This window comes from Brevibacillus sp. FW306-2-1A-C05A (assembly GCF_058781555.1).
On record NZ_JBYSWV010000002.1, the window covers coordinates 51,060 to 77,838 of the forward strand.

A 26,779-nucleotide genomic window follows, 5' to 3' on the forward strand; every position below is an offset into this window, starting at 1 on the left:
GTGCTTAGCCGACGAGCAAAACAAACACGACGCCAGGGCCGTGCACCCCGATGGTCAGATCGTTTTCGATATCGGCGGAACGGCTGGGGCCGGAGATGAAATGAATCCCGGCAGGAAAGTCTGCGAGCTCGCGTCCGTCGTAGGCAGCCAACGCTTCCCCGAGCCTTGTCCGGAGCCGCTCTGCGGGGAGGATGGCGATAAACACGGCAGGCAGCAGGCTGACCGAGCGTCCGCTGTTTTCCGACGAGGTCACGACGACCGTTCCGGTATGCGCGACGCCGCAATCGACGAGCGCGATGCCGATATCGGCTTGGGCTGCCTGTGCCAGCAGCACGTCGCGATTGGCTGGATGCCAGACGGTGAAGGTGGAGTCGGGCAAACTTTCGGCCAGCCCGAGCGCGAGCAGCTCTGGCTGGTTTTGCACAAGAAACTGGCGGGCCTTCAGTTCGGCCGCTTTTTCCACGATGAACTGTTTGGCTTCACGCATGGTCGCAAAACGGCAGAAGTGTCCGCCAGCTTTTTGCCAATTGTCGCGGAAAAGCGCGATCTTGTCCTCCAGCGCAAGCGCGTGGGTTCGCCAAAAATCAGGAGCGCCTTTGTACGGGTGCACAGGCGGCGAAGCGGGCATCGGCCTGCCCAGTCGGTTTGTAATCATTTGAATGAAGGCTTTTTGCGCGTCACTCATGGTCGTCGACTCTCCTTTCGCGTTTGCGCAGCTCCTCTTCCAGCCGGGCTTGTAGTTGCGGGCTTAGTTCCTTGCGTTCGTCGCCGAGCACGTGCGCCAGGGCAGGCCACTTTTCGCGAAAAGACTGCGCAGGGATCGCAGGCGTGTGCCGATACTTGCTCCAGCCTTGCAAGGGTCCGCGCTTCGCTTTGATGGCACAGTCGTGCAGCCCCAGCTTTTGCCCGAGCCTGCCCAGCGTAAGGACTCGCCTGAGCCGTCTGTGGTCGGACATGATGTAGCCAAAGCCTTTCATGGCCCATGCTTCTTCGGGGGCGGTATTGCCTGCTTCTGCCTTGCGCTTGCGCAAGTAGACGAGCATGTCGTGCAGCGGAATTTTGACCGGGCACGCTTCGTAGCAGGCGCCGCACAGGCTGGAGGCGTAGGCGATGTCGTCCCACTCCGCCACGTTTTTTTGCAAGGCAGGCTTGAGTACAGCCCCGATTGGCCCGCTGTACGGCCCGCCGTAAGCGTGTCCGCCAATGTGCCGATACACGGGACAGGCGTTGAGGCAGGCTCCGCAGCGGATGCAGTTCAACAGCTCCTGAAAATCCGGGTCGCCGAGCTGCAGCGAGCGGCCGTTGTCGACGATGATGATGTGCATTTCCTCCGGCCCGTCGCTGTCTAGGGCGCGGCGCGGTCCACTGATGCCGGACATGTAGACGGTCAGCTTTTGCCCGGTGGCGGAGCGCGGCAGGAGCGTAGCCATGACCTCCAAGTCAGCCCAGGTCGGAATGATGCGCTCCATGCCCATGAGCGAGATTTGCGTTTTCGGCACAGTGCTGACCATCCGCGCATTGCCCTCGTTTTCAAACAGGACGATGGAGCCTGACTCGGCGATGGCGAAGTTGACGCCCGTCATGCCGATGTCTGCTTCGAGGAACTTTTCGCGCAGCTTCCGGCGCACAAACCCGGCGAGCACGGCCGTATCGGGGGGCAGCGACTCGCCTGCTTCTTTCGACAAAAGCTCCGCGATTTGCGTCCTGTTTTTGTGGATGGCGGGGATGATGATGTGCGACGGTCCTTCTTTCGCTAATTGAATGATGTATTCGCCGAGATCGGTTTCGATCGCCTCGATGCCTTGTGCTTTCAGCGCTTCGTTGATGTGTACTTCTTCGGACACCATCGACTTTGACTTGACGACGGTGCGCGCTCCGCGTTTCTCGGCGATGGCGAGCGTGATCGCCGCCGCTTCTTCCGCCGTGTAGGCAAAATGAATCTGGGCGCCGTTCGCGCGGGCGTTGTCGATGAACTGATTGAGGTAATAGTCGAGGTGGGCGATCGTATGCAAGCGAATTTGCCGTCCGCGCTCGCGCCACTCCTCCCAGTTACCTTGCTCTGACGCTGCTAGCTGCTTACCGTCCCGCAGCCGCTCGGTGGTGTATTTGACCGCGTTGCGCAAAAATTCGTCCTGCAAAGCCGCCCTGGCCCTGTCTGCAACGGATGCTTCCTTAGCGCTTTTCACCGTTTTTCACTCCCTCGTACAGTAATTCAGCCAGATGCATCACGCGCACAGGCTCTCCGCGAAAGCGCAGGTTGCCCGAGATGTTGAGCAGACAGCCCAGATCAAGGCCAACGAGCACCTCTGCTTCTGTCTCCAGGACGTGATCGGCCTTTTCCGTCACCATCGCCCCTGATATTTCGCTCATTTTCACGGCAAAAGTACCGCCGAAGCCGCAGCAATCTTCGGCAAACGGAAGCGGAACCAAATCGAGTCCCCGAACTTGCTGTATCAGTTGCAGCGGCTCCTCGCTGACGCCGAGCAGGCGGCTCCCGTGACAGGAGGGATGGTAGGTAACCTTGTGCGGAAAAACAGCCCCCAAGTCCGTGATGCCCAACACGTTCACGACAAACTGGGTAAACTCGTACGTTTTGTCGCGCAATTGCTCCGCTTTTTGCCGCAACACAGGGTCGTGCTCGAACAGCTTCGGGTAGTAATGATGAATCATGCCCGTACAGGAGCCGGACGGAGAAATGACAAAGTCGCTGTCGTCAAAAGCCGCAAGCAATGTTTTGGCCGCAGCTCTGGCCTCGTCCCAGTATCCGCTGTTAAAGGCCGGCTGACCGCAGCACGTCTGTACATCGGGAAACTGCACTTGCACGCCGTATCCGGCAAGCAGGCGAACCATCGCTTCTCCCACCTGCGGATACAGGGCGTCACTCAAACAGGTAATGAACAGAGAGACTTTCACGCGATCACCTTCTCAAACCAATTTTTTACTTATCAGCTTATTATACATGTCGGGAGGTTAATAGTCTGAAAAATGAAACGATCGACGCGTAAAGCGGAAAAGCTGGCAGAAGCGTTCGTATTGGGCGTTGGGATGCGCACAGGACGTACCGGGGCAGGGGGCGACCAGGGGATTTTTTCCTGCCTGATTTTTGTGCTGCCGCAAGGGTTGAGCTTGGGTAGCAGCTTGTGTAAACTGTTCATAATTAAGCGGCAAGAAGCGACGAAAGCGGGAAGCCGTTCAGCGAAAAAAGCAGGCAAAGAAGGTGTTGCGCATGGCGAGACAAAAACTGCACATCGACGAGCTGTACGAAGTGTCGGGCAAGATACTCGTGGAAAAAGGCTACGCTGGCTTTCATTTCAAGCTGGTAGCCGATCAATTGAATGTGAGCCGCAGCACCATCTACGAGTATTTTTCCAACAAGGACGAGCTGATCGCCTCTTTGATGGTCCATTTGATGGAAAAAGTCATGAGCGAATACGAGCGACCAGACAGCGAGCCGGCTCCTTTGGCGAGATTGCGGAAGATGTTTGACTCGTTTATGAAGTACGCGGACATTCACCAGATTTTGCTGTTTGCTCCGTTTGTGAACGGCGAGTCGTCTCCCGGCGTGAACGAGGCGATGACGACACTGCGCCAGCAGCATCATTTGCTGAATCGGCGGCTGATCGAGCTGATTGACACCTGCAAGCAGGACGGAGCGATTCGGGGCGATATTCCGAGCGAGCTGATCGCCAGTCTGTTGTTTCAGGCCATCCAAATCCCCAAGCATCCGGGAGTGGCCGAGACAGAGTGGAATCGCCTGATTTTTCAGGTGATGCTGGAAGGCTACGGGGCAAAAGTCGGGCGCGATTTACACAAACGAGAGCAAAGCTCAACACTCTCTTAACACTTCCCTGCTATGCTTGTCTTAAAGTCACCAAGTGAATAACGTCTGTAAGTGGGCCGAGACGTGGAGAAAGCCCTCATGCAGCGACAGCTTTGGCAATGCGGACCGATGGTATCGGTTTGTTGTTTGCATGCTGTTGTCTTGCGTGAGGGCTTTTTGTGTTTCCCCAAAAAGAAAGGAGCGAGCAGGAGGCTTTGTTAGATACCGCTTTGTATGACGCGTATTTTTTTGATCTGGACGGGACGATCTTCATTGGGGATCGGCTGCTGCCCGGCGTGGGAAAAACGTTTGCCGCCTTGCGTGCGAACGAGAAGAAGATCATGTTTTTGACGAACACCACGGTGCAGACGAGAGCGGACTGCCAGGCGCGGCTGGAAAAGCTTGGCCTCTGCGTGGAGCGCGAGGAAATCATGACGGCAGCTTATGCGGCGGGCCTGTATTTTCAGCAGCAGGCAGACAGCGCGCGTGTGCTGGTTGTCGGGGAGCGCGCGCTTGCCGCAGAGCTGGCGAGTTTTCAGATCAGGCAGGTGCAAGCGCCGTCGCAAGCTACGCATGTGCTGGTCGGCATGGACAGAACGTTCACCTACGAAAAATTGCTGCTGGCGGCCGATGCGCTGCGAAACGGAGCCAAGCTGATTGTAGCCAACCCTGACCCGGTATGCCCCGTACCAGGCGGTGCGATTCCGGATACGGGAGCGCTGGCGCAGGCGATTGAAACCGCAGGCGGCGCGACTGTCTGGGCCATGACGGGAAAGCCGTCCCGCTTCTATGCGGAGCAAGTTTTTCAGCAGTTGAACGTCCGGCCGGAACAGTGCCTGATGGTAGGCGATCGGCTGGAGACGGATATTTTGCTCGGCAAAAACAGCGGAATGAAAACCGCGCTCGTGCTGACAGGGGTGACGACGTGCCATGAGCTGGAGCGTGCGGGCATCCGGCCGGATTTTGTCCTGCCTACGCTGGATGGCAGCGCGCACGGCAGACAAGAGCAGCAATGTAGATGAAAGCTTTACATTTTCCAAATATTTGCTTATCAAGCGGTTGATATGATCGGATGATGAAGCACCAACGCCAGAGGTTCAGGGGGGATTGTCGTGGCAGAAGTGGAATTGCGACGCATTTCCAAAATGTACGAGCGGCAAAAGGTCGTCAATGAAGTCAGCGCGCTCATTGCGCCGGGAGAGTTTTTTGTGCTGGTCGGTCCTTCGGGCTGCGGCAAATCGACGACGCTGCGCATGATTGCCGGACTGGAAGACATCAGCGAAGGAGAGCTGTTGATTGGCGGCAAGCGAGTCAACGAAGTCGCGCCGAGCGGGCGAAATATATCCATGGTCTTTCAAAATTACGCCTTGTATCCGCATTTGACGGTCAAAGATAACATTTTGTTCGGCTTGCAGGTTCGCAAAGTGGACAAGCAGGAGCAGGCCAAGCGGCTGGAGCGGGTGGCCGAGATGCTCGGGATCGCCCAGCTTTTGCACAGAAAGCCAAAAGAGCTGTCGGGCGGTCAGCGGCAGCGGGTGGCGCTCGGCCGGGCGATTGTCAGCCAGCATCCGATCTGTCTGATGGACGAGCCGCTGTCCAATCTCGATGCCAAGCTGCGCGGGCATATGCGGACGGAGATTCGGCAACTGCAACAGGAGCTGGGAATCACGATGATTTACGTCACGCACGATCAGGTCGAGGCGATGACAATGGGCGACCGGATGATGGTGCTGCGCGACGGCGAGGTGCAGCAGGTAGGCAGGCCGCTCGACGTGTACAACCGTCCGGCGAACCTGTTTGTGGCCGAATTTACCGGGGCGCCGCCGATGAATACGACAGAGGGCGTTTGGCGAAGCAATGGCGCGCAGTCCGGCGTCGAGCTGACGAATGACCCGAGCAGACGGTTTTTGCCGCTCGGTCTACAGGCAGGCATCAAGGGCGGGACGCCCGTTGTGCTCGGCGTGCGCCCCGAGGCGTTGCAGCCGCTGGAGGCAGGCAGCCCGCTCGATGAGAGCCGTTCGTTGCTTGTCAGCGTGCAGGGCGTGGAGATTCTCGGTTCCGAGACGATTGTGGAATTCAGGCTGGGCGACAAGCTGTGGAAGGCAAAATGGAACGGGCAATGGCCGTGCCGCCGGGGAGATGTGCTGCGCGTCGGCTTTGCCGCAGAGCAAGTCAGCCTGTTTGATTCGCAATCGGGAAAAAATTTGGCCATCACGGCCGGAACAGAAAAGGGAGAGATACTGCGATGCGTACAGTAGTGAAAAGTCTGTTTTCAGTCGCCATGAGTCTGGCGCTTATTACAGGGTGCTCCAGCGGGACTTCCACCACAAGCGGCAATTCGTCGGGGCAGACGGGACAAGCTGCGCAGACGGGGACGCCGGAGACAAAGCCCGCGGAAAATACCGAGCTGTCCTTCTTTTATCCGGTGGCAGTCGGCGGTCCCCTGACCAAAATCGTCGACGGGATGGCAGAAGAGTTCAACAAGGCGAACCCGGGCATTACCGTCAAGCCGGTCTACACAGGCAGCTACCAGGACACGACGACGAAAATCCAGGCGGCCGTGCAAGGAAAAACGCCACCTGACGTAGCTGTCATGCTCTCGACCGAGCTGCACACGATGATGGACATGGACGCCATCCTGCCGCTGGACGAATTTATTGCCAAAGACGGCGGCAGCGAGTACGTGAACGATTTCTTCCCCGGCTTCCTGGCCAACTCGCAGGTCGACGGCAAGACGTACAGCATTCCGTTCCAGCGCAGCACGATCGTTTTGTATTACAACAAGGAAGCGTTCAAGGAAGTGGGCCTCGATCCGGAAAAGCCGCCTGCGACGTGGGAGGAGCTGGCCGAGTACGCGAGCAAGCTGACCAAGGACGGACGCTGGGGTCTGGAAATCCCTTCCTCCGGCTTCACCTACTGGATGTATCAGGCGCTGGCCTTGCAAAACGGCAAAAACCTGATGACCGAGGACGGCAAAAAAGTGTTTTTCGACACGCCGGAAAATGTAGAAGCGCTGCAATACTGGGTCGACCTGGCGAAAAAGCATAAGGCGATGCCGGAGGGCGTGATCGAGTGGGCGACCGTTCCTTCTGACTTCCTCGAAGGCAAGACAGCGATGATGTTCCATACGACCGGAAACTTGACCAACGTGAAAAACAACGCCAAGTTTGACTTCGGCGTAGCGTTTTTGCCAGCGAAAAAGAACTTCGGCAGTCCGACGGGCGGCGGCAACTTCTACATGTTCAAAGGAACGGATGCGAAGAAGCAGGAAGCGGCCTGGAAGTTCATCCGCTTCATGACCGAGCCGAAGCGCGCGGCACAGTGGAGCATCGACACGGGCTATGTCGCGACGCGCAAATCTGCCTATGAGGAAGAGATCATGAAGCAGTACGTCAAGGACTTCCCGGCAGCGGCAGTCGCGCGCGACCAGTTGGAGTACGGCCATGCCGAGTTTTCCACGCACAATAACGGCAAGGTGACAAAAGCGCTGAACGACAACTTGCAAGCGGTCATTACCGGAAAGGCGAGTGCTGCGGAAGCGCTGAAAAAGGCGCAGGAAGAGGCAGACAAAGTGCTTGCGCCATTCAACAAATAAGCGAAATCGAGCGAGGCATATGGAGGAGCGACGATGGGGGAACTACGAGCAAAATGGAAAGTGAATATGTACGCCTGGCTGCTGCTCCTTCCCTCCCTCATCTTCCTGCTGCTGTTTACCTTCTACCCTGTGTGGCAAACGGTCATTCTCAGCTTTCATCAAGCGGATCTGGGTTCCCCAGAGCCGTTTTTTAACGGGGTAGACAACTACAAGCAGATGCTGGAAGATGATGTGTTTTGGAAGGTGCTGACCAACAATCTCTGGTTTGCGTTGGGAACGGTTCCGACGAGCGTGGCTCTGGCGCTCGGCATGGCGCTGTTTGCCAACAAAGCGCTGCGGGGCAAAAGCTTCGTCCGCACCGCCTACTTTTACCCGACGGTGGTTCCGATGATTGCCGTCGCCAACATCTGGCTGTTTATTTACACGCCGGAGTACGGGGCGCTCAGCCACGTGATGGAGTGGTTCGGAAAAGGCGATATCAACTGGCTCGGCGATCAGGCGAACGTGATGTGGGCGATGATTTTCATGGTGATCTGGAAGGAAGCGGGCTACTTCATGATCTTTTACTTGGCGGGGCTGCAAAACATCTCTCAGGAGCTGTACGAGTCTGCCGCGCTGGAAGGAGCATCGGCGTGGACGGTGTTTCGCCGCGTGACGTTTCCGCTGCTCATGCCGACGACGATGTTTGTCAGCATTATCGCGTTTACGAACTCGTTCAAGCTGGTCGATCACCTGGTCATCATGACAAAGGGCGGCCCGGACAATGCCAGCAACCTGCTGCTGTACTACATTTACGAAACGGCGTTCTCCTTCTGGGATCAAGGGATGGCGTCCGCTTTGACCATCGTGATGGTCGTGCTGCTGCTCGCGGTGGCTGCTGTGCAATTTTTTGGTCTGGATAAAAAAATTCACTACAACTGAGGGGGAGAGCAGATGGCCCGCAAAATTACAACCGTCGGCATGTACGTCCTGGCTGTACTCTGGCTGTTCCCTTTGCTCTGGGTGCTCTGGACGTCGCTTCGGCCGAGAGAGCTGGCGACTTCTTGGACACTCAGCGCCGACTTTACGCTGGCAAACTTCGCGAAGGTGTGGGACGCGGCTCCTTTTGCCCAGTATTACTTCAATACGTTTTTGATCGTCGCAGGCGTGTTGATCGCGCAAATGATTACGGCTACGCTGGCGGCGTATGCCTTTGCCAAGCTGCGCTTCTGGGGGCGGGATGTGCTGTTCGTGCTGTTTCTCGTGCAGCTCATGGTTCCGGCTGACATCCTTATTTTCCCGAACTACAACGTGCTGCGCGACTTGGCGTTGCTCGATACGAAAATCGGCATCATGCTGCCGTACTTCGCTTCCGCCTTTGGCGTGTTCCTGTTGCGGCAAACGTTCAAGACGATCCCGCACGAACTGGAGGAAGCGGCGCGCATGGAAGGCTGCTCCTGGCTGCAAATTTTGTGGCGGGTGTACGTTCCGCTGGCGCGGCCGACCTACATTGCGTTCGGCCTCGTTTCGGTCAGCTATCATTGGAACAACTTCATGTGGCCGCTGATTGTCACCAACTCGGTAGAAAACCGCCCGTTGACGGTAGGGCTGGCGATTTTTGCCCAGTCGTTTGAGACCGGGGCACAGTGGGCAGAGGTCAGCGCGGCTACGATGATGGTCATTTTTCCGTTGCTGCTCGCCTTTTTGCTGTTCCAACGCCAGTTCATCAACAGCTTCATCCATTCCGGGGTGAAATAAAGGAAAGGGGAACGATCCATGAAGGAGCAAAGTGCTTTTGCCGTATCCAGCTACGCCTTGTTTGACCTGCCGCTGCGCGAAGCCGTCGCCAGGCTGATGGACGCGGGCTGGACTTCGATCGAGATCATGTGCGAAGCAGGCCATGCCGAGCTGTTGGCCTGGTCCCGGGAGCAGCTTGCCGAGCTGAAAAAGCAGGGAGAAGAGCGGGGCATCACCTGGTCGATTCACGCGCCGATCAGCGGCTGCAACCTCGCCGCCGGCACAGGCCCAAGCCGGGAAAAGACGTTGGAGACGATGAAGCGGTGTCTGGCGATTGCCCGCTTTTTGGACAGCACGCACGTAGTCATGCACGCAGGGGAAGTAGCCGACGCTCACGATGCGGACAGCCGTGCGCGCGGGGTCGAGCATGTCAGCGAGGCTGCTCGGCTGCTGACGGCGGAAGTCAGCGACGGCAGAACGACGCTGGTGCTGGAAAACGTGCCGCCTTATCCTCGCGTGCTGGGCTGGAATGTCGATGATTTGCTCGCGGTGTGCAAGGCCGTTGATTCTGCGCATCTGGGAATTGCCTATGACGTCGGACACGCCCACCTGATCCGCCCAGGGTACGCACTTGAAGCGCTGGAAACGGTATTTCCTTACGTCTCTGTCTTGCACATCAGCGACAACGGCGGCGAGACAGACGAGCATCTGGCGGTAGGGGAGGGGACGATTCCGTATGCGCAGGTGTGGTCGGCTTTGCAAGCCGGAAGCTTTGCGGGAAGCCGGGTGATCGAAACAAAGCAGCTCGCCTGCGCACGGCGCAGCGTGGAGCGAATCATTGCGCAGCTTTAAACGAACAGGAGGCTCCTATTATGGATATGGAGACGATTTTGAAAACGAATCGGATTATCGCTGCGACGGAGCAGGATCGGCTGGCAGAGGCGATGGATTCGGCGGCCTGCGCGATTTTGCTCATGTACGGGAAGCTGACTCGGCTGATGGCCGAAGCGGACGCGATCAGCCAGGCGAGCAAGCCGATTTTTTTGCACACAGACCTGATGAACGGCCTGTCCAATGACAAAGAGTCGTTCCGCTTCCTGTCTGCGTATATCAAACCGACCGGGATTGTCACGACGAAAGGCCCGATGATTCGCGCGGCAAAAAAAGAAGGGATGCTGACGATCCAGCGCGTGTTTTTAATTGATACGACCTCGCTTACGACGACGATCAAAAACGTGCTGGAAAACCAGCCGGACGCCATCGAAATCATGCCGGGCATCGCCCCGTCGATTATTGCGTACATCAAGAAGCATTTGCCGCAGCCGATCATTTTGGGCGGGCTGATCTGGAACAGGCAGCAGGTCGCGGAAGCGCTGGCGAATGGCGCGGATGCCGTTTCTTTGAGCAGGGCGGAGATGTGGAATGACATAACCGAGTAGGATGGGGGAAAGCCGCAGTTTTCCGGTACACATATGCACATTTGCGCATAGACACTTGCTGGCGGATCAGGTAAAATTGTTGATAATTGATAACAATAATCATTTTCAATAAATAACCACTTTACTTTTTATGTGCGTCTTTTACGGGGTGCTGCTTATGAATACGCTGGAAAAAATGGAAACCTTCATCGTGCTCGCGGAATGCGGCTCTTTTACCGAGTCTGCGAAGCGGCTTTTTTGCTCACAGCCAACCATCAGCCACCATATTCAACAACTGGAAGAGTTGTTTGAGTCGCCGCTCGTGCAACGGTCGGGGAAGCAGGTGCAACTGACGCGGCAGGGCGAGATTTTGCTCCGCTATGCCAAGCAGATTTCGCATCTGGTCGAGGAGGTGGCTGTGGAGCTGAAGCGCATCAGCGAGCAGGAGCGGGTACTGTCTGTCTACGTCAGCAACTACATTGCCGGGTACTTTTTCTCCGACATTCTCAATGAGTTTCATACGATTTTGCCGCACAAGCCGTTGGAGATCAATACGTACTGCTACAGCGACCTCATCCGCTGCTTTCAGGAGGGCCGGACGCACTACGCGTTAATGCCGATCTATCCCGAGGATGATTATATACGCAAAAACTTTGAGACTTCTGTTTTGTTCGAGGAGGAGCTTCTGCTCATCTTGCCTGTCGACCACCCTTTGGCCAAAAGAAGGCTGCTGTACGCGCGCGACTTGCACAACGAAACCGTGCTGCTTCCGAAAAGCGAGTATTTGCAGCAATACGTCATCAACCATTTGAGCAGCCGCCAGGTGAAAACGCGCTTTTTGCAAATGAGCAACTTCGAGACGATCAAGCAGGCGGTCAAGTCGCGCCACGGCATCGCCTTCCTTCCATCCGGGGCGGTAAAGGAAGAGCTGAAAAGAGGCGAGCTGGTCAATGTGCCCGTCTCGTCCTTGCAAATCAGACGGCAAAACGGCTTTGTGTTCCGCAAAAATGCCGAGTTGAGCCAGGCGGATCGCGCCTTTTGCCAAAACGTCGAGCTGTATTTGCGGACGGTTTAGGTTTAGTGGACATTGGCATTGCCATAAAAAAGACGGCCTGTTTCCCGCACGTATCGGTGTGGGGGACAGGCTGTTTTTCATAAGCGCAACATGGCGAGACTGCGAACGAAGCGAAAAAGCAAGGCTTGTGCTCTGTGGGCACCAAGGCTTTGCCAGTAGCTTGGCGCAGCCGGGTTTGCTAATGCGCGACGCTTGCGGGACAAGCGTTGGAAAGATTTGTGCTATCAAGAAAATGAATAGATGGATTCAAAAATATTATGCGGGAATGAGGGCGGTTGAAGCGCGCGGAATTTCAAAAAACGCCCCCTACAAGTGGGATTGATATTCATTATCAATTAAATTAAGATGGACCTAGTTTTCGGATACAAACACATACAGTCAACAATGGAGGGGTTTTTTCATGTCTGTGATCTACGTACGGGATCGCAACGAAGTATTGGAACTCAGCTTTCAGGATGTGACGAAATACCACGGAAGTCTCGCCTTGATGGCCGTCGCGGTTGGATTCCGCACGTTGCAGGCTGCTTTTGCCGAGCTGTTTGGCGAGGAGGCGCCAGACCGCAAAGAGCTGTCCATTCTCTCCGGCCATGCCGGGCCAGGGTTTCGGGACGTGTTTGAATATGTGACCCGGGCGGTGACGCGGGGAGCCTACCGTGTAGATGTGGACTATCCCGTCGCGCAATACGATCCGCATCGCCCGCAGTCGTACGCGTTTGTCATCACTGCCGCAGACGGACGGGCTGTAGAAGTGTCGCTCTCCGCCAGCTTTTTGCCAGCGGAATTTTACGACTACTTGAAAAAAGGCCGGGAGCAAGCCATGACCGAGCAGGACGTCGAAGCTTTCGACAAACTGAAGCTGGCTTTATCCAGGCGGGCACTGGCTCTGCCGCAGGACGAGCTGTTGGCGATCAAACGAATCGCTTGATGGAACGGATCACAAATCAGGAATGTAGGAGGTTATTTCCTTGTTGAAGCGCAAGTCTTTCGGACTTTTTCTCAGTTATTTGCTAGTGCTGTCGACCTTCGTGCTTGGCTGCCAGTCCAATCAGGGCGCCGCACCGAGCCAGCCCCAGAACGACGCGGCCAAATCCGGCGAAGCCGCGAGCGCCGCACCGCAGACCGTGCCGGAGTTGAAAATCGGCTTGCCGAGCGACGCCGGCCCGCTGAACATCTACACCGGAAACATCGACTATTTGACAGAGCTTGTGTTTGACAAATTGTTCTCGCCGTCGCCTTACGTGGAAAAGCCGCAGCCGTGGCTGGCGGAATCGGCCCAGCAACTGGACGATGTGACCTGGGTGGTCAAAATCCGCTCCGGCATCAAGTGGCATGATGGGACGCCATTCACTGCGGAGGACGTCAAATTCACGTACGAATACTATCGCGACGGTCCAGCCAACCGCCATACGCACCACGTGAGCGAAGTGCCGCACATCTCCAAAATCGAGCTGGACGACCCTTCGACGGTCCGCTTCACTTGCGCTTACGCGTGCCCGACGCTGGAGCGGATCACTTTTGCCGACCTGCCGATCTTGCCCAAGCATATTTGGGAAAAGGTGCAAAACCCGCGCAAATATACAGATTTGCCGATCGGCACCGGGCCGTACAAGCTGGTCGAATACAAAGCCGATCAATACTACAAGTTTGAAGCGAACAAAGACTACTTCATGGGCAGCCCGCTCGTCGACACGCTCGTGATGCCTGTCATCAAAGACCCGACCGCGATCTTCAATGCGCTGCGTGCAGGAGAGATCGACATTTCCGCCAGACCTGTTCCGGCCGAGCTGGAAGCATCCTTCCAAAACCAGGCCAACATGAAAGTAGTACAAACCGCGCCGCTGTCGCTGGTCGAGCTGAAGCTCAACTACGAAAAGGCGCCATTCAATCAGGAAGCGTTCCGCAATGCCATGTCGCTCGCGGTGGACCGCCAGGCGATTACGGATACGGTCTTGCTTGGAAAAGGGCGTCCGGGCTTAAAAGGCTATCCTCACCCGGATTCGCCGTGGACCAACCCGAACTTGAGCACGCCGTATGACGCAGAAAAAGCAAAAGCCGTCATGGACGAATTGAAGCTGACAGACAAAAACAACGACGGCGTCCGCGAGATGGCAGACGGCAAGCCGCTCGCCTTTTCGCTGAAAGTGCCTTCCACAGAGCCGGCGTGGATTCGCGCGGCCGAGATGCTCAAGGAGCAGTACGCCAAAGTCGGGATCAAAATTACCGTCGAAGTGCTCGACTCCGGCACGATGGCGACTGTATCGCAAACCCGCGACTTTGACCTCGTGATCGGAACCATCGGGGCGCACGGGGTAGCAGACCCGGATCAGTTTGTCATGTCTCACCGTTCTTCTTACCTGTGGAACAAAACGATTCCGTATCCGGCGATGGACGAGCTGACCAAGCAGTGGATGGCGGAAACAAGCGTAGACAAGCGCAAGGAAATCGCGTTCAAAATGCAGGAGCTGTTCAACAAGCAACCGACCAGCATCGTGCTGTACTACCCGGAAGAGAAGTTCGCCTACAACGCGCAAAAGTTTGACAAATGGGTAGAGTCGCCCGGGTTTGGCGTCATCAACAAGTTTTCCATGCTGCCAGACGGCGCGAAAAAGGCTGTAGCCAAAGAGTAAGACGGGGGGAGCTGCGATGAGTGGGAGCGGGTTCTCCGCGGCATTCGGCAAGAAACTGATTCAATATGTGCTGGTGCTCGCCGTGGCGTTGACGATCAACTTCGCCCTGCCGCGGCTCGCACCCGGCGATCCGCTGGAATTTTTCTTTGGCGAAACGACAATCAACGAGCTGACGCCAGAGCAGCGCCAGCAAGTGGAGCGGGAGCTTGGGCTGGATCGCTCGCTCTGGCAGCAATACGCGGATTTTATGACAGGAGTGTTCCGGTTTGATCTCGGCAGCTCCATCAAATACGGAAAGCCAGTGACGGAAGTATTGGCAGACAGGCTGCCGTGGACTTTCCTGCTGGTAGCTCCCTCCCTCGTTCTGAGCGCGGTCATAGGCATTGCTATCGGTGCCTATGCCGCGTGGAGCCGGGGGAAGCGGCGCGACCTGCTTTTTTTGACGGGGATGCTCACGATTGAATCCATTCCCGGCTTCTGGATCGGCATGCTGCTGATTGCGGTGTTTTCCGTCAGCATGGGCTGGTTCCCGTCCTTTGGCGCGGTGCCGATCGCCTTTTCCGGAGGCGGTGCCGACTACGCGCTGGCCGTGCTCAAGCATATGACCCTGCCTGTGATGACGATTACGGTTGCTACCGTCGGAGGCAATTTTTTGCTGACCCGGTCGTCGATGCTCGACACGCTGGGCCAGGATTATGTGCTGATGGCGGAGGCAAAAGGGGCGAGCAAGCGCAGCCTGATTTTCAATCATGCCCTGCGAAACGCCCTCTTGCCCGTCTATACGCACATTACGATGAGCCTCGGTATTTTGGTGAGCGGCGCTGTTGTCGTGGAGACGGTCTTTTCCTATCCAGGCGTCGGCCGCTTGCTCTATGAGAGCGTGATCGCACGGGATTACCCGATGATGCAGGGGGTATTTTTAATCATTACGCTGGGTGTGATTGCGGCCAACCTGCTGGCGGATGTGACTTATCCGCTGTTTGACCCGCGCGCCCGCCAAAGAAAGCAGGTGGAGGAGTCCCCATGAGTCGGATTGGTTCCAAAATGATTGGCTGGCTTGGCGTTGTCTTGCTGGCAATCGTCCTGCTGCTCGCGCTCGTGGGACCTTACGCAGTTCCGTACGACGCCAGCGAGCAGTCTGGCGCCCCGTTCCAGCCGCCTGGCTGAGAGCATTGGCTTGGCACAAATGACATGGGGCAGGACATCCTGGCCGAGCTGGTAGTGGGCGCGAGGACCTCGCTTACGGTTGGGATTGTCGCCGCCTTGCTGGCTACGCTGATCGGCACGGTGGTCGGCCTGGTCTCCGGCTATTCGGGAGGTTGGCTGGACGCTGTTTTTATGAGAATCGTGGATATTTGCCTGACGCTGCCGTTTTTGCCCCTGATGATCGTGATTGGCGTGTACATCGGCCCGAGCCTGTTTACGCAGGTGCTAGTGATTACCTTGGTCATGTGGGCGGGAAAGGCGCGGAAAATCCGGGCGCAGACGTTGTCGCTGCGCACGCGAGGCCCGGTCCAGGCTGCGCGGTCGATGGGCGCAGGGCATCTCTACATTTTGCGTCGGCACGTTTTTCCCAGCATCCTGCCTTTGGTGATTCCGCAGTTCGTGCAGGCTGTCAACGTCTCGATCATGATGGAATCCTCGCTGAGCTTTTTGGGCATGGGCGATCCGTTGTCCAAAAGCTGGGGCAGCATTTTGTTTTACGCCAACTCGCGCAGCGCCTTTTTGACGGAGGCGTGGATGTGGTGGGTAATTCCGCCGGGGCTGTGCATTGTCGTGACGGTGCTCGCCTTTTCGTTGATCGGCTACTACTTGGAGGAGCGGGTAAATCCGCGGCTGCGCGCTTATCAGGCGACTGCTGCCAAGGGAGGCCAGACGACGCCGCAAAACGGACCGTCCGCGTCCGCTGCGAAGATTGCGACAGCAGAGGCGCTGCTGGAAGTCCAAAATCTGACTGTTCGCTATCCAAAAGAGAGCGGAGTGGTCAATGCGGTGGATCAGGTCAGCTTCACGGTGTCCAAGGGCGAGGTGCTCGGCCTGGTCGGAGAGTCGGGCAGCGGCAAGAGTACGGTAGCTTCGGCAGTCATGCAGTTGTTGAAGCCGCCAGCGCTCGTTTCGCACGGCGCGATTTATTTTGCGGGCCGCGATCTGACCCGGCTCTCCCCGGAGGAGATGAGGGAGTTGCGGGGAAACCGGATTGCCTTGATTCCCCAGGCGGCTATGAACGCGCTCAACCCTGTGATGAGCGTGCGCGAGCAGTTGGCGGAAGCGGTCAGATCGCATCAGCAAATGCCCAAGGACGAGTTGCAGAAACGAATCGACGAGGTGCTTGCGCAAGTCGGACTCGCTCCGAAGTGGGCCACCGCTTTTCCGCATGAGCTGAGCGGCGGCATGCGCCAGCGGGTCGTCATCGCGATGGCGCTGATGAACAAGCCCGATCTGGTCATTGCCGACGAGCCGACGACGGGGCTCGACGTCATGGTTCAGGTGGAGATCATCAAGCTGCTGAAGGACTTGCAGCGCACGCTCGGGCTGTCCATGGTGTTCATTTCGCACGATCTTCCTGTCGTTTTGAGCCTGGCTGACCGCACGATCATCATGAATCAGGGCAAAATTGTCGATCAGGGCGACACGCTCGCCTTGGCGAAGACGTCCACCCATCCGTACACACGGCGGCTGATTGATTCGATCCCCAGGCTGACGCCTGCGCCGGAGCGTTCCTTGCAGGAGCAACGATAATCTCACGGAGGCATGAAGGATGGAAGCGCAAAAACAAGAGCGGGATATGCTGCGGCAAAAGGAACTGCTGCAGGTGTCCGGACTGTACAAGACCTACGAGGGCAAAAGCTCCGGCAAACAGGCAGCGCCTGTCATTAATGGGGCCAGCTTTTCCATACAGGCAAACGAAACGGTCGGGCTGGTCGGTTCGAGCGGCGCCGGAAAAAGCACCATCGGGCGAATCGTCGCGGGGATCGAGCAGGCCGACAAGGGCCAGCTCATCTACCAGGGGCAAGACCTGCTGTCGATGAAGCCCAAGGCGCGCAGGGAGGCCACGAGGTCTATCCAGATGATTTTTCAGGACCCGTACGAGTCGCTGTCCGCGCGCATGACGATTGCACAGTTGATCGCGGAACCGTTGGTCATCGCCCGGCTGTACAAAAATGACCCGGCAAGACGGACGGAGCTTGTTCGGGAAGCGTTGCAGGAAGTCGCGCTGCCGCCTGAGCGCTACATGCACCGCTATGCCCATGAGCTGTCTGGCGGGGAACGGCAGCGTGTCGGCCTGGCGCGCGCTTTTGTCACCCGCCCGCAGTTGATCGTGGCGGACGAGCCGACCTCGATGCTGGACACGTCCCTGCGGCTTGATTTGCTGCGGCTCATGCGCGAGCTGAGCCTGCGTCACGGGATCGCCTATTTGTTCATCACCCACGACCTGGCGCTGACGCGGGGCTTTTGCGATCGGCTGCTTGTGCTCGACCAGGGCCAGATCGTGGAGACAGGCACGCCGGAGGAAGTGGCGGAGAATCCGCAGCATCCTTTTACGCTGCGGCTGATCGGGGCAGTGCGGGAGCTTGACCAGTTTTAACCGAAACGGCTGTACCGGATACAACGACGATCGAGGAGGCATACATGAATCAACCAACCGATTTTTTGATGCTCGATTCGGGCTGCTGCTTTGGCGAGCCGCGTCTGAAAGACCCGAATTATCAGGATTTTTTTACCTTCATTGATGTGTACGATTTGCCGGAGCACGACTTGTCGCCGTACAAATGCCTCGTGATTACCGGATTGATCGACCAGGAGCTTTTGTACAGGCAAAAAGACAAGATTCGCCGCTTTCTCGACGAGAAAAAGGTGCTCGTTTTCAGCGGCAACCTGTTTTTGCCCTGGCTGCCGGGCGGGTCTCGGTTCGTGCCGAAACAAATTCGCAGCCATGCCGACTACGACGTGCGGATTGCCAAGGAACACCCGATTTTTGCCGGGGTAGAGACGTACGATATGACGTACAACAAAGGCGTTGCAGGCTTTTTCGCCAGAGGACACCACTCGCTCCCGGAAGGCGCCGAGGTGCTGCTGACCTTGCCAGGCGGCGAACCGATTACCTATATCGACCGGACCAGCACGAAGGGAACGATTCTCGTCCATGCCGGAAACGACCTGTTCGGCTACAACCACCCGGGAAAATCAACCGGACGCATCGCGGTCCAGCTCACGAAGTGGGTGCGGGATGAATACCGACAGCTTCAGCAACTTCAAGAAGGAGGCGCGTACGTATGAGAAAAATCGCAGCCCTGTACGGCGGCAGCTCGCAGCATTTTCGCAGCCTGAACGAACCAAAATACCGCCGCTATTACGAAAAGCTCATCTACCTGCCCGATTTGGAGCGTACGTCTCTCGATGAATTTGACGCATTAGTCGTCCCTTCGCAGTTGCACATGGGCCTGGTGATGAAATCGCGCGACAAAATCAGGGAGTTTTCCGAGCGGGGCGGGATCGTCGTCGCATTCGGGCCGCAGCCGCGCGAATGGATTCCCGGACAAAACTGGGAGCTGCGCCCGACGAATTTCTGGTGGTGGCTGGACAAAAACGCGAAGAGCGGACTGGTGCTGCAAAAGCCGGACTACGACCTGTTTTCCTACATTACCTTAGAGGATGCGACCTGGCACCAGCACGGCGTCTACTGGCCGCCGGAAGGGGCGGAGGTGCTGATCTCGACCGAGGATGGCGGAGCTGTACTCTACGTCGACAAAGTCAGCACGGCGGGGACGTGGATCGTCACCACGCTCGACCCGGACTTCCACTTCGGCTCGTACTTCATGCCAGCGACAGAGCGGTTCCTCGACGGCTTCCTCCCGTGGCTGGCAGAGGGGAACGTCTGATGATTTTGCTAGAAAATGTGTACAAGAGCTATGGGAAAAGAGTGATTTTACAAGACCTTCACCTGCATTTGGAAGCAGGGGAGTTCGCCTTTTTGCAAGGGCGCTCCGGTTCGGGAAAAAGCACGCTGCTCAAGCTGTTGTACCGGGAGCAAACCGATTTTACGGGACGCATCGAAATAGATGCCGTCCCGATCGGGCAAATTCCGAAATTCGAGCTGCGGCGCAAGATGGGCGTCATTTTTCAATCGTTTGAGCTGCTCCCGCGAAAGACTGTCATGGAAAATGTCGCGCTTGCCGGAGAGGTCGTCGGCAAGCCATGGGCGGAGATCGAGCCTGAGGCGAACCGGCTGCTGGAGCGGGTCGGGCTGTCCGACGTGAAGGATTGTTTTCCTGACCAGCTTTCCGGGGGCGAGCAGCAGCGCGTCGCCATCGTGCGGGCTTTGCTGAATCGCCCGCGCCTTCTGTTGGCAGACGAGCCGACAGGCAATCTGGACAACGAGACGGCTTTTGAAGTCTTGCAATTACTAAAGGAGCTGCACGTGGAGGAAAACATGGCGATGCTGATCGTTACGCATTCGGAGCGTCTGATTGAACAATTTCCGGCAAAGACGTGGATCATGGAGCAGGGGCGGGTACGTGTCGTATGAACAGACAGTCGTGCATGTACATGCTCAGGGATGCGCGCGAAGGCATTCAGCGAAACATCGGGGCTGCGGCGGCAGCAGCCGTCCTGATTTTTGTCGCAATGCTCATCGCGGGCATCCTGCTGCTCGGACGGTTCGGCGTCGGGGATTTGCTGGGCTATCTGGAGTCACAGGTAGCGATGAAGCTGTATGTAGACCCTGCCGCGGACACGAAGGCGATTGCCACCATTTTGCGGGAGAAAAGCTTCGTCCAGTCGGCTGAGATCGAGACGAAGGAGCAGATGCTGGACCGATTGGCGGCGTTTTTTACCGGGAGAGAGCACCTGCTCGTCTCGTTTCAGGAGAGCCAGATTCCCGACGCCATCCGGCTGGAGCTGCGAGACAAGACGCAGATGAAGCTCGTCGCGGAGCAGCTACAGGCGATGAACGGCATCACGAAGGTCGTCTATCCGCAGCAATTCGCCGAAACGATCCTGCACTGGTCGAGCGAGCTGAACCGCTATGGGCTGGGGCTTCTGCTCGGCATGGCGGCGCTGGCGTTCGGCATGGTGTTTATCGCGATGAATCTGGCCTTGTACCAGCGGCAGCAGGAGATTCGCGTCCGGCTGCTGCTCGGCGCGAATCCGTGGCACGTCAGGGGGCAGTTTTTGTTTGAGGGCTGGCTGATCGGCTTCGTCGGCAGCTTGCCCGCGGCGCTGGCTGTTTACGCGCTGTTTTCGGGCATACTGCTACCTTTGCAAAAAAGTTTTCCGCTGGTGTTCCACTTTTCGCAGGGCATGGTGTACGAAATGATGGGCGGCATGGCGGTCGCAGGCTCTCTCGTGGGACTGTCGGCCAGCTACGTGTCGACAAGGAAGCTGATCGATCATGCGTAAAAAGCTGTTCATACCAGCGGCAGTCGCGCTGCTTTTGTGCGCCACAGGGGCGTACGCTCATTTGACGGGGGCGTTTGCGAATTTTCTCGTCACGGTCAACGACGAGAGCACCACCGAACGGCTGAAAGAGGAAGTAGCCCAGACGAAAAAGCAGATTGCCGAGCTAATGCCGCAGATCGCGAAGCTGGAAGCAAGCTACAAGGCCGACCAGCAGGTAGCGGTCGACAAGCTGCAATTTTACAGCGAGCTGGGACTGGATACGTGGGTCACGCTGTTGCTGCAGGAGCAGGAGCCAGTCGATATTCTCGGCAGCCAATGGCTGATCGAGCGCAATCTGGACGCTTACATGGCGGAGCTGGACAAGCTGTACCTCGCTTACAAGCAACTGGTCGCGACCAAAGAGACGCTGGAAGGACACGAAAAGCTGCTCGCCGTCATCGAGGAGAATCTGCAAGCGAGAGGGGCGTTTCTCGCGGACAATCCGGAGCTGCCGATTGAGCAGTTGGCCAATTATTTGGACATCGACTGGATGGCCGAGGTCGAGCCGGCTTTGCTTGCGATATTGGCAAAAGACCGCGTCTTGACCGAACACGAGGCAGCCGCCTGGGCTTCTGCGCGAGCCGTTTCCGGGCCGAATCCGTATCGGCTGGACGAGAGCTGGCTTAACGAACGCAGCGAGCTGCGCTACTTTTTCCGCTCAGATCATGTGTACGTCGTGTTTCAAAAGCCGGACTTGCACGTCATTTTGATCGGGCAGGTGCTGGAAGAGTCGCCCGCTGCGGCTGCGCTTGTTTTTGAGGCGGGATTTTTCAACGGCTTTTTGATCCCGGAGACGTTGATCGAGGAGTTGCAAGGCTTCCGCATTCCGTACGCGCAGCTTGGGCAATTGCCGGACGCACAGGTGCCTTTGTACCTCCAGCAAACGAGCGGAGGGCTGATTGTACGGACAACAGAGTAGCCGCAACGGGCACACCATCTGGATGGGAGAGAAAGACATGAGAAGGAGCTTGTGTTTGCTGGCGATGCTTTTGCTGCTGTTGCCAACGGTCGTATCGGCGCACATCGTCAACGAACAAAATTTGTACGACGACCTGCAATATTCCAAGGCCACGCCGCAGATCGTGCAATTGAGCGGGCTTGGGGTCATTGCCTACGATCACGGTTCCACGCTGTTTTCGCCACAGGAAAAGCTGACGCGCGAGGAACTGGCGCATTGGGCAGGAGCTTTTTGGAAGCTGAAGGAGAGCGGGGCTGCCCGCGAGCAAGTGACGGCGGCTGCGCTGGAAAAAGGGCTCGTGCCTTCGCTGGACGGCAATGCCACCTACGCGGATGTCAACCAGGCGTATTTTGCGGGCAAGCTCGCTGTACCTGAGCAGGATGCCGCGCGCGAGTTGACCAAAGAAGAATTTGCCGTGTTTGTCTTCGAGCACAGAAACGATGCCGTCGAGGGCAAGAGCCTGTACGACCGGGGCGGTTTTGTGGCCGGGCCGACAGGCAAAGTGGAAAAAGTCGCGGTCCGGGAAGAAAAAGATGCGGCAGGCAAAACTTCCAAGGTGTACTCGCTGACTATCTCCGGCACCGTGCATGATCTCTCTGCGCATCCGCGCGTGCTGCAGGCTGCGGTCGATCCGGCGCAGTGGGAAGGAAAAACGGTTGAGGAAGCGTGGCTGATGAACGTGGCAGGCAAGCCACAGCTTCAACTGATCCTGTTTGCCAAAAGCGCAGACGCTTCCGGGCAATCCGCGCAACCAGAAAAGGCGCCGACAGCCGATCACGCGCACGCAGGCCATGCCGATCACGCAGCGGCAGCGAGCGGCGACGAGACAGGGGCGTCAATGGTTCCGCTGGTTGTGGCGGTCGTTTTGCTCGCCCTCGTCGGGGGCTGGCTTTTTGCGCGGAGACGAAAATAACGCCGCTGCTATGGTGTTGACGTAGTGAAAGCGAACGCGAACGGGAAACGGGCGGGCTTCGGAAAGCGAGGCCCCCCTGTTTTTTTCTGGCAGCCCTATGTCAAATTAAGCTGAGCTACTTTATGACATGCCAAGTGCGCCATAAAACAAAAAGCAACTTAATAGAGCTGGAATCAAAAATATATTTCCTTGTACTTCTTGCAATACTTATAGATGAATTTTTTGTGAACACAAGATTTTGACAATGTTATTTGGTTGAATTTTTGTTAAAAAATGTTATTATTGTAAGTATCTTCGTGAGATGGGTTGGCTAACCTTTACTATCCTGAAAAAATTCAATTATGGTAAAGGAGTTTCAAAATGAAAAAAGCGATATTTTTAGCATTGTCAATTTCTTTGTTTTCCAGCTCTCTTTATAGCGCTAGTTCCGCTCATGCTGCCACAGTAAAATCGTATAATCTCGATATTTCGAGCATAGACGTTTCTCAAATCAAAGACCCGCAAGAAAAAGCTGCTTTTGAGAAGTTTAAGCAAATGCTTGAATCTGAGGATGCGAAAAAATTAATCGATGGATTAAAAGCGTATCGCGATTATTATCAAGTTGACAGTAATGGATATCATTTTGTCAAAGAGGCAGATAAATATATTCCAGCCGATGTTTACAAACTTGTGTCAGAAACTTTCGAATCGGCCAACGAGGAATTGAATAAACCCGAAGCAAAGAAAGTGAAACAGAAATCGAGTTCTAAAGTAGAAGGACCTGTCTATTATCCTGATCCTGGGGAAACAACGAAATATTATGGATACCATTCAAAAACCTACTATTTTCAAGGAAGTAATTGGGATGTTGGAGATTGGCTGTATCTTAGTGACGAAGATACTAGATGGGTTGTCAATGTATTGATAGCTAGTACGGTTTTCTCTTACGTACTAGGAAAAGTGCTTTCTTTGTTCCCACAAACTAAAGGCCTTGCTTTGTCAGCAGATGTAATTACATTTATGTGTGGGGCAGGTGCTGCTTACCTAAGCAATAAAAATGAGGGAAAGGGCATTTACATTCGAGCCTACAGTGGAGGAATTTATTGCAGGGCTAGATAAACAGGGGTGATTTATTATTCAAGCCTACTTTACCTACATTATCTTTGGAATAATGATTGTGTCCACTTTAGTATCCATGGTAAAAAAAGAGAACTTGTTTGGGTACATTAATGGCGGAGTTCTCTCAATCATTATTTATGTGATTGATCCAGCGTATTGGTGGATTAGTATCTGTCTATTGTTAATAACGTATCTTTTCCAATTTATAGAAATCCAATTTCCTAAAAGGTGACCACGGTTGTGGGTTAACCCCCAATAGCCAGGATAAATCTGCAAGCACAGAAAGGATTGACAGCGAAGCGGGCTTTCCCTTACGATAAATCATAATTCACTACGGTTTTTCAAGGAGGCTCTTTTATGTACTCTGTACGCATGCGCTAATCAGGCACGGACGACTCGCCCGTTTTTCGATGGGTTATTTGTCATGCCTGCATAGTCAGCTTGCGTATGTACCTCCAAAGCTCCTCGCTGCCTGATTCTGATTCGTCAGGCAGTCGGTTTCATGTGCTTGGATTGAGCAAGCTTTTGCACGGATGGCATCCCCTCGGACGGGACGTTCTCCGTGCTTTTTTGCGTCCAAAAACGGATGTCGCACATGAATGTCCACATGAGGAGGATGTATATGAGTACAAAAAAAGAAAGCTGGAAGCAAACCTTTTACACGATTTTTGCCGGGCAGGCCTTTTCGCTATTGGGCAGTGCCGTTGTGCAATTCAGCATCATCTGGTGGCTGACAGAGAAGACGGGCTCGGCGCTGGTGTTGACCATCGCTTCGATGGCCGGCTTTTTGCCCCAGGCTTTGGTCGGCCCTTTTGCCGGAACGATTGTCGATCGGCTGGACCGCAAAAAAATCATGATTGCCGCCGATATGTTCATCGCCCTCGTCAGTCTCGCCCTGGCGATTCTGTTCCTGAGCGGGATCGAGCCGCCTGTTTGGGTCTTTTACGCCGTTCTTGGCTTGCGTTCGATTGGTACGGCGTTTCACATGCCGTCAATGCAGGCTTCGATTCCGTTGATCGCGCCGGAGGATCAGCTCATGAAGGTGCAGGGCTGGATTCAGACGCTGACTTCTGCTGTCAGCATGGCTGGCCCGATGCTCGGTGCGTTTTTGTTGGCTTATTTTTCGATGGAAACCGTGCTTTTGCTTGATGTCGCAGGGGCGCTGCTGGCAAGCGCCGCCTTGCTGCTCGTGCATATCCCGAATCCCGAGCGCAGCGTGCCGGAGGAAGGCGAGCGCGGCATGCGCAGCGAGATCAAGGCAGGGCTGCGGGAACTGATGAAGTCAAGAGGCTTGGTGGTCATCACGGCCGCCATCGGGTTCACGAGCTTCGTGTACGTGCCGGTAGGGGCGCTGTTTACGCTTATGGTGTTAAGCCACTTTGGCAAAGGGGCGTGGCATGCCGGAGTGGTCGAGTTTTCTTTTGCGGCAGGCATGCTCGTCGGCTCGATTTTGTTGGGTAGTTGGGGGGCCAGGCAAAATCGCGTGTACTTGCTGACGGGCGGAATAGCGCTGTTGGGGCTGGGGCTGTTCTTCTCGGGGCTTTTGCCTGCGTCCGGTTTTGTCGGGTTTGTGCTGCTGTCGGGGCTGATGGGGATATCGGGGCCATTGTGCTTATCGGAGTGTTCACCTCGCTCGTTCCAGCGGTGAGAGAGCTGAAGGCAGCCCAAGCAAACCAGTAGACGTCTGCATAGAAACAGCCAGGGTCACGTCAGGTGGTTCTGGCTGTTGTTGTTCACAAAGATGGCACGAGGTTTTACAGTTATGTGTCGAAACGCCTGGGAGATTGGTAATGCAAGTTGGGGAAAATTATAATGAAGGTACATACGCAGCGAGCAAGCGCCTTTTCAGCGGGAAAGAGGGTACTATGGAACCAAATCAATTGATGGAAGCAGCTCAACGTTTTATCCGCACCTGCTACAGCGAGTTGAACAAGACGGCGGCCGAGACAGAGCAGCGTTTGCAGGAAGTCCGGTACCAGATCGAGTCACAAGGCTATTACGAGCACACAGAGGAAGAACTGCGCCACGGGGCGAAGATGGCCTGGCGCAATAGCAATAGATGTATTGGACGCTTTTTCTGGGAATCGCTCATTGTGATGGACGAGCGCCATGTCCAGACAGAGGAGGAGATGGCCCAGGCGTTGCTGCGGCACATCGAGTTCGCGACGAACGGCGGGAAAGTGCGTCCGACCATTACCGTTTTTGCCCCTGCCATACCAGGGCGGCCGCAGATGCGCATTTGGAACCATCAGTTGATTCGCTACGCCGGGTATGAGACGGAGTACGGCATTCTGGGCGATCCGGCTTCGCTTGAGCTGACGAAGCTCTGTTTGAGCCTGGGGTGGCAAGGGGCTGGCACGCACTACGACATATTGCCGCTCGTCGTGCAGATTGGGGATCGGCAGCCGCAATTTTTTGAGATACCGCCAGAGCTGGTCATCGAAGTGCCGATCACGCATCCGGAAATAGCGGGCTTTGCAGACCTTGGCCTGCAATGGTACGGCGTGCCGATCGTCGCGGACATGCGTCTGGAAATCGGCGGCCTGGATTATGTGGCGGCTCCTTTTAACGGGTGGTACATGGGGACCGAGATCGGGGCGCGCAATCTGGCGGACGAACAGCGCTACAACATGCTGCCAAAAGTCGCGGAGGTCATGGGCCTGGACACGAGCCGGGAAGCGACGCTCTGGAGAGACAAGGCGCTGGTGGAGCTGAACGTGGCCGTGCTGCATTCCTTCAAGGAAAAAGGCGTTTCGATTGTCGACCATCACACAGCCAGTCAACAGTTCAAGCGCTTTGAGGAAAGAGAAGCCAAAAACGGCCGGGAGATTACAGGGGACTGGACGTGGCTGATTCCGCCGATTTCTCCTGCGGCTACCCACATTTTTCACAGCACGTACGACAACAAGATGGAGTCGCCGAATTTCCACTATCAGGCGAAGCCGGATTTGCCCAAAAAATAAGGGAAACAACAGGCAAAATGTCGCGGACGACGGTTCGCGGCATTTTTTTGTACAGATAAATGGGCGCACAAGCTCCCGCCAGGAAGTTTGCGCAAAAGCAGGGCCTGTAAAGGATTTACAGTTATTTTCTTGCACAGAATAGGTGGCGAAATCGGCAA

The 26,779-nt window shown here is 56.0% G+C and carries 27 protein-coding genes; 24 read left to right on the plus strand and 3 right to left on the minus strand.

Going from position 1 to position 26,779, the window contains the following annotated elements; translation table 11 throughout:
- Positions 1-4 precede the first annotated feature (4 nt).
- The 3 genes from AC3WJN_RS03200 to AC3WJN_RS03210 are packed head-to-tail and all read right to left on the minus strand — an operon-like array spanning position 5 to position 2,913.
- Positions 5-685, minus strand: a complete 681-nt coding sequence (locus AC3WJN_RS03200; RefSeq protein ID WP_005826886.1) for a LutC/YkgG family protein — start codon at positions 683-685, stop codon at positions 5-7.
- The gene (locus AC3WJN_RS03205; protein ID WP_007778205.1) at positions 678-2,186 is read right to left on the minus strand and encodes a LutB/LldF family L-lactate oxidation iron-sulfur protein; all 1,509 of its coding nucleotides are present in this window, start codon (positions 2,184-2,186) and stop codon (positions 678-680) included. The genes AC3WJN_RS03200 and AC3WJN_RS03205 overlap by 8 nt, the downstream gene beginning before the upstream one ends.
- A complete protein-coding gene (locus tag AC3WJN_RS03210; protein ID WP_005826890.1) occupies positions 2,173-2,913 on the minus strand; it encodes a (Fe-S)-binding protein in 741 nt (246 codons plus the stop codon). Before AC3WJN_RS03210 ends, AC3WJN_RS03205 begins: the two co-directional genes overlap by 14 nt.
- 313 nt (positions 2,914-3,226) lie before the next feature.
- Between AC3WJN_RS03210 and AC3WJN_RS03215 the strand changes: the two genes are divergently transcribed.
- The 24 genes from AC3WJN_RS03215 (at position 3,227) to AC3WJN_RS03330 (ending at position 26,621) form a co-directional block, all read left to right on the plus strand.
- Positions 3,227-3,841, plus strand: coding sequence for a TetR/AcrR family transcriptional regulator (locus AC3WJN_RS03215; RefSeq protein ID WP_007778208.1), 615 nt, complete (start codon positions 3,227-3,229; stop codon positions 3,839-3,841).
- A gap of 194 nt (positions 3,842-4,035) precedes the next feature.
- On the plus strand, positions 4,036-4,842 hold the full coding sequence (locus AC3WJN_RS03220; RefSeq protein ID WP_035316773.1) for an HAD-IIA family hydrolase: 807 nt from the start codon (positions 4,036-4,038) through the stop codon (positions 4,840-4,842).
- Between the two features lie 90 nt (positions 4,843-4,932).
- The gene (locus tag AC3WJN_RS03225) at positions 4,933-6,078 is read left to right on the plus strand and encodes an ABC transporter ATP-binding protein (RefSeq protein ID WP_005826896.1); all 1,146 of its coding nucleotides are present in this window, start codon (positions 4,933-4,935) and stop codon (positions 6,076-6,078) included.
- Positions 6,066-7,415 (plus strand): ABC transporter substrate-binding protein, encoded by a 1,350-nt coding sequence (locus AC3WJN_RS03230; RefSeq protein WP_007778214.1) that lies wholly within the window; start codon positions 6,066-6,068, stop codon positions 7,413-7,415. The genes AC3WJN_RS03225 and AC3WJN_RS03230 overlap by 13 nt, the downstream gene beginning before the upstream one ends.
- Before the next feature lie 33 nt (positions 7,416-7,448).
- Positions 7,449-8,336: a carbohydrate ABC transporter permease gene (locus AC3WJN_RS03235; protein WP_007778218.1), complete on the plus strand. Its 888-nt coding sequence runs from the start codon at positions 7,449-7,451 to the stop codon at positions 8,334-8,336.
- A 12-nt stretch (positions 8,337-8,348) separates the two neighbouring features.
- Positions 8,349-9,152 (plus strand): carbohydrate ABC transporter permease, encoded by an 804-nt coding sequence (locus tag AC3WJN_RS03240; protein WP_007778221.1) that lies wholly within the window; start codon positions 8,349-8,351, stop codon positions 9,150-9,152.
- An 18-nt stretch (positions 9,153-9,170) separates the two neighbouring features.
- Positions 9,171-9,983 (plus strand): sugar phosphate isomerase/epimerase family protein, encoded by an 813-nt coding sequence (locus tag AC3WJN_RS03245; protein WP_005831110.1) that lies wholly within the window; start codon positions 9,171-9,173, stop codon positions 9,981-9,983.
- Between the two features lie 20 nt (positions 9,984-10,003).
- On the plus strand, positions 10,004-10,570 hold the full coding sequence (locus AC3WJN_RS03250) for a glycerol-3-phosphate responsive antiterminator (RefSeq protein WP_007778224.1): 567 nt from the start codon (positions 10,004-10,006) through the stop codon (positions 10,568-10,570).
- A 157-nt stretch (positions 10,571-10,727) separates the two neighbouring features.
- The gene (locus AC3WJN_RS03255) at positions 10,728-11,624 is read left to right on the plus strand and encodes a LysR family transcriptional regulator (protein WP_237716582.1); all 897 of its coding nucleotides are present in this window, start codon (positions 10,728-10,730) and stop codon (positions 11,622-11,624) included.
- Positions 11,625-12,024: 400 nt separating this feature from the next.
- Complete coding sequence (locus AC3WJN_RS03260) at positions 12,025-12,549, plus strand: hypothetical protein (RefSeq protein WP_005831116.1); 525 nt, start codon at positions 12,025-12,027, stop codon at positions 12,547-12,549.
- Positions 12,550-12,589: 40 nt separating this feature from the next.
- The gene (locus AC3WJN_RS03265; RefSeq protein ID WP_007778231.1) at positions 12,590-14,251 is read left to right on the plus strand and encodes an ABC transporter substrate-binding protein; all 1,662 of its coding nucleotides are present in this window, start codon (positions 12,590-12,592) and stop codon (positions 14,249-14,251) included.
- Positions 14,252-14,267: 16 nt separating this feature from the next.
- Positions 14,268-15,278, plus strand: a complete 1,011-nt coding sequence (locus AC3WJN_RS03270) for an ABC transporter permease (protein WP_005831122.1) — start codon at positions 14,268-14,270, stop codon at positions 15,276-15,278.
- Positions 15,275-15,418, plus strand: a complete 144-nt coding sequence (locus AC3WJN_RS03275; RefSeq protein ID WP_007778234.1) for a hypothetical protein — start codon at positions 15,275-15,277, stop codon at positions 15,416-15,418. The genes AC3WJN_RS03270 and AC3WJN_RS03275 overlap by 4 nt, the downstream gene beginning before the upstream one ends.
- A 24-nt stretch (positions 15,419-15,442) precedes the next feature.
- Entirely contained in the window at positions 15,443-16,990 is a 1,548-nt protein-coding gene (locus AC3WJN_RS03280) for a dipeptide/oligopeptide/nickel ABC transporter permease/ATP-binding protein (protein ID WP_007778238.1), read from the plus strand.
- 19 nt (positions 16,991-17,009) lie between these two features.
- Positions 17,010-17,837 carry an ABC transporter ATP-binding protein gene (locus tag AC3WJN_RS03285; RefSeq protein ID WP_007778241.1) on the plus strand — a complete coding sequence of 276 codons (828 nt, stop codon included), beginning with the start codon at positions 17,010-17,012 and terminating at the stop codon, positions 17,835-17,837.
- A 44-nt stretch (positions 17,838-17,881) separates the two neighbouring features.
- Entirely contained in the window at positions 17,882-18,529 is a 648-nt protein-coding gene (locus tag AC3WJN_RS03290) for a hypothetical protein (protein ID WP_007778244.1), read from the plus strand.
- The gene (locus tag AC3WJN_RS03295; RefSeq protein ID WP_007778247.1) at positions 18,526-19,131 is read left to right on the plus strand and encodes a hypothetical protein; all 606 of its coding nucleotides are present in this window, start codon (positions 18,526-18,528) and stop codon (positions 19,129-19,131) included. The genes AC3WJN_RS03290 and AC3WJN_RS03295 overlap by 4 nt, the downstream gene beginning before the upstream one ends.
- The gene (locus tag AC3WJN_RS03300; RefSeq protein WP_007778250.1) at positions 19,131-19,778 is read left to right on the plus strand and encodes a cell division ATP-binding protein FtsE; all 648 of its coding nucleotides are present in this window, start codon (positions 19,131-19,133) and stop codon (positions 19,776-19,778) included. Before AC3WJN_RS03295 ends, AC3WJN_RS03300 begins: the two co-directional genes overlap by 1 nt.
- Positions 19,775-20,650 (plus strand): cell division protein FtsX, encoded by an 876-nt coding sequence (locus tag AC3WJN_RS03305; protein ID WP_007778252.1) that lies wholly within the window; start codon positions 19,775-19,777, stop codon positions 20,648-20,650. Before AC3WJN_RS03300 ends, AC3WJN_RS03305 begins: the two co-directional genes overlap by 4 nt.
- On the plus strand, positions 20,643-21,608 hold the full coding sequence (locus tag AC3WJN_RS03310) for a hypothetical protein (RefSeq protein ID WP_005831137.1): 966 nt from the start codon (positions 20,643-20,645) through the stop codon (positions 21,606-21,608). Before AC3WJN_RS03305 ends, AC3WJN_RS03310 begins: the two co-directional genes overlap by 8 nt.
- Positions 21,609-21,645: 37 nt before the next feature.
- Positions 21,646-22,560: an LPXTG cell wall anchor domain-containing protein gene (locus AC3WJN_RS03315; protein ID WP_237716583.1), complete on the plus strand. Its 915-nt coding sequence runs from the start codon at positions 21,646-21,648 to the stop codon at positions 22,558-22,560.
- A gap of 360 nt (positions 22,561-22,920) precedes the next feature.
- Positions 22,921-23,658 carry a hypothetical protein gene (locus AC3WJN_RS03320; RefSeq protein WP_007778258.1) on the plus strand — a complete coding sequence of 246 codons (738 nt, stop codon included), beginning with the start codon at positions 22,921-22,923 and terminating at the stop codon, positions 23,656-23,658.
- 622 nt (positions 23,659-24,280) lie between these two features.
- A complete protein-coding gene (locus AC3WJN_RS03325) occupies positions 24,281-25,306 on the plus strand; it encodes an MFS transporter (RefSeq protein ID WP_007778261.1) in 1,026 nt (341 codons plus the stop codon).
- A gap of 217 nt (positions 25,307-25,523) precedes the next feature.
- The gene (locus AC3WJN_RS03330; protein ID WP_025848125.1) at positions 25,524-26,621 is read left to right on the plus strand and encodes a nitric oxide synthase oxygenase; all 1,098 of its coding nucleotides are present in this window, start codon (positions 25,524-25,526) and stop codon (positions 26,619-26,621) included.
- The last annotated feature ends 158 nt before the right edge of the window (positions 26,622-26,779 follow it).

Coding starts and splice junctions, on each gene's coding strand:
- AC3WJN_RS03200 (WP_005826886.1), bottom strand. CDS start 685: ATGAGTGACGCGCAAAAAGCCTTCATTCAAATGATTACAAACCGACTG.
- AC3WJN_RS03215 (WP_007778208.1), top strand. CDS start 3,227: ATGGCGAGACAAAAACTGCACATCGACGAGCTGTACGAAGTGTCGGGC.
- AC3WJN_RS03230 (WP_007778214.1), top strand. CDS start 6,066: ATGCGTACAGTAGTGAAAAGTCTGTTTTCAGTCGCCATGAGTCTGGCG.
- AC3WJN_RS03235 (WP_007778218.1), top strand. CDS start 7,449: ATGGGGGAACTACGAGCAAAATGGAAAGTGAATATGTACGCCTGGCTG.
- AC3WJN_RS03240 (WP_007778221.1), top strand. CDS start 8,349: ATGGCCCGCAAAATTACAACCGTCGGCATGTACGTCCTGGCTGTACTC.
- AC3WJN_RS03245 (WP_005831110.1), top strand. CDS start 9,171: ATGAAGGAGCAAAGTGCTTTTGCCGTATCCAGCTACGCCTTGTTTGAC.
- AC3WJN_RS03250 (WP_007778224.1), top strand. CDS start 10,004: ATGGATATGGAGACGATTTTGAAAACGAATCGGATTATCGCTGCGACG.
- AC3WJN_RS03255 (WP_237716582.1), top strand. CDS start 10,728: ATGAATACGCTGGAAAAAATGGAAACCTTCATCGTGCTCGCGGAATGC.
- AC3WJN_RS03260 (WP_005831116.1), top strand. CDS start 12,025: ATGTCTGTGATCTACGTACGGGATCGCAACGAAGTATTGGAACTCAGC.
- AC3WJN_RS03270 (WP_005831122.1), top strand. CDS start 14,268: ATGAGTGGGAGCGGGTTCTCCGCGGCATTCGGCAAGAAACTGATTCAA.
- AC3WJN_RS03275 (WP_007778234.1), top strand. CDS start 15,275: ATGAGTCGGATTGGTTCCAAAATGATTGGCTGGCTTGGCGTTGTCTTG.
- AC3WJN_RS03280 (WP_007778238.1), top strand. CDS start 15,443: ATGGGGCAGGACATCCTGGCCGAGCTGGTAGTGGGCGCGAGGACCTCG.
- AC3WJN_RS03285 (WP_007778241.1), top strand. CDS start 17,010: ATGGAAGCGCAAAAACAAGAGCGGGATATGCTGCGGCAAAAGGAACTG.
- AC3WJN_RS03290 (WP_007778244.1), top strand. CDS start 17,882: ATGAATCAACCAACCGATTTTTTGATGCTCGATTCGGGCTGCTGCTTT.
- AC3WJN_RS03295 (WP_007778247.1), top strand. CDS start 18,526: ATGAGAAAAATCGCAGCCCTGTACGGCGGCAGCTCGCAGCATTTTCGC.
- AC3WJN_RS03300 (WP_007778250.1), top strand. CDS start 19,131: ATGATTTTGCTAGAAAATGTGTACAAGAGCTATGGGAAAAGAGTGATT.
- AC3WJN_RS03305 (WP_007778252.1), top strand. CDS start 19,775: ATGAACAGACAGTCGTGCATGTACATGCTCAGGGATGCGCGCGAAGGC.
- AC3WJN_RS03310 (WP_005831137.1), top strand. CDS start 20,643: ATGCGTAAAAAGCTGTTCATACCAGCGGCAGTCGCGCTGCTTTTGTGC.
- AC3WJN_RS03315 (WP_237716583.1), top strand. CDS start 21,646: ATGAGAAGGAGCTTGTGTTTGCTGGCGATGCTTTTGCTGCTGTTGCCA.
- AC3WJN_RS03320 (WP_007778258.1), top strand. CDS start 22,921: ATGAAAAAAGCGATATTTTTAGCATTGTCAATTTCTTTGTTTTCCAGC.
- AC3WJN_RS03325 (WP_007778261.1), top strand. CDS start 24,281: ATGAGTACAAAAAAAGAAAGCTGGAAGCAAACCTTTTACACGATTTTT.
- AC3WJN_RS03330 (WP_025848125.1), top strand. CDS start 25,524: ATGGAACCAAATCAATTGATGGAAGCAGCTCAACGTTTTATCCGCACC.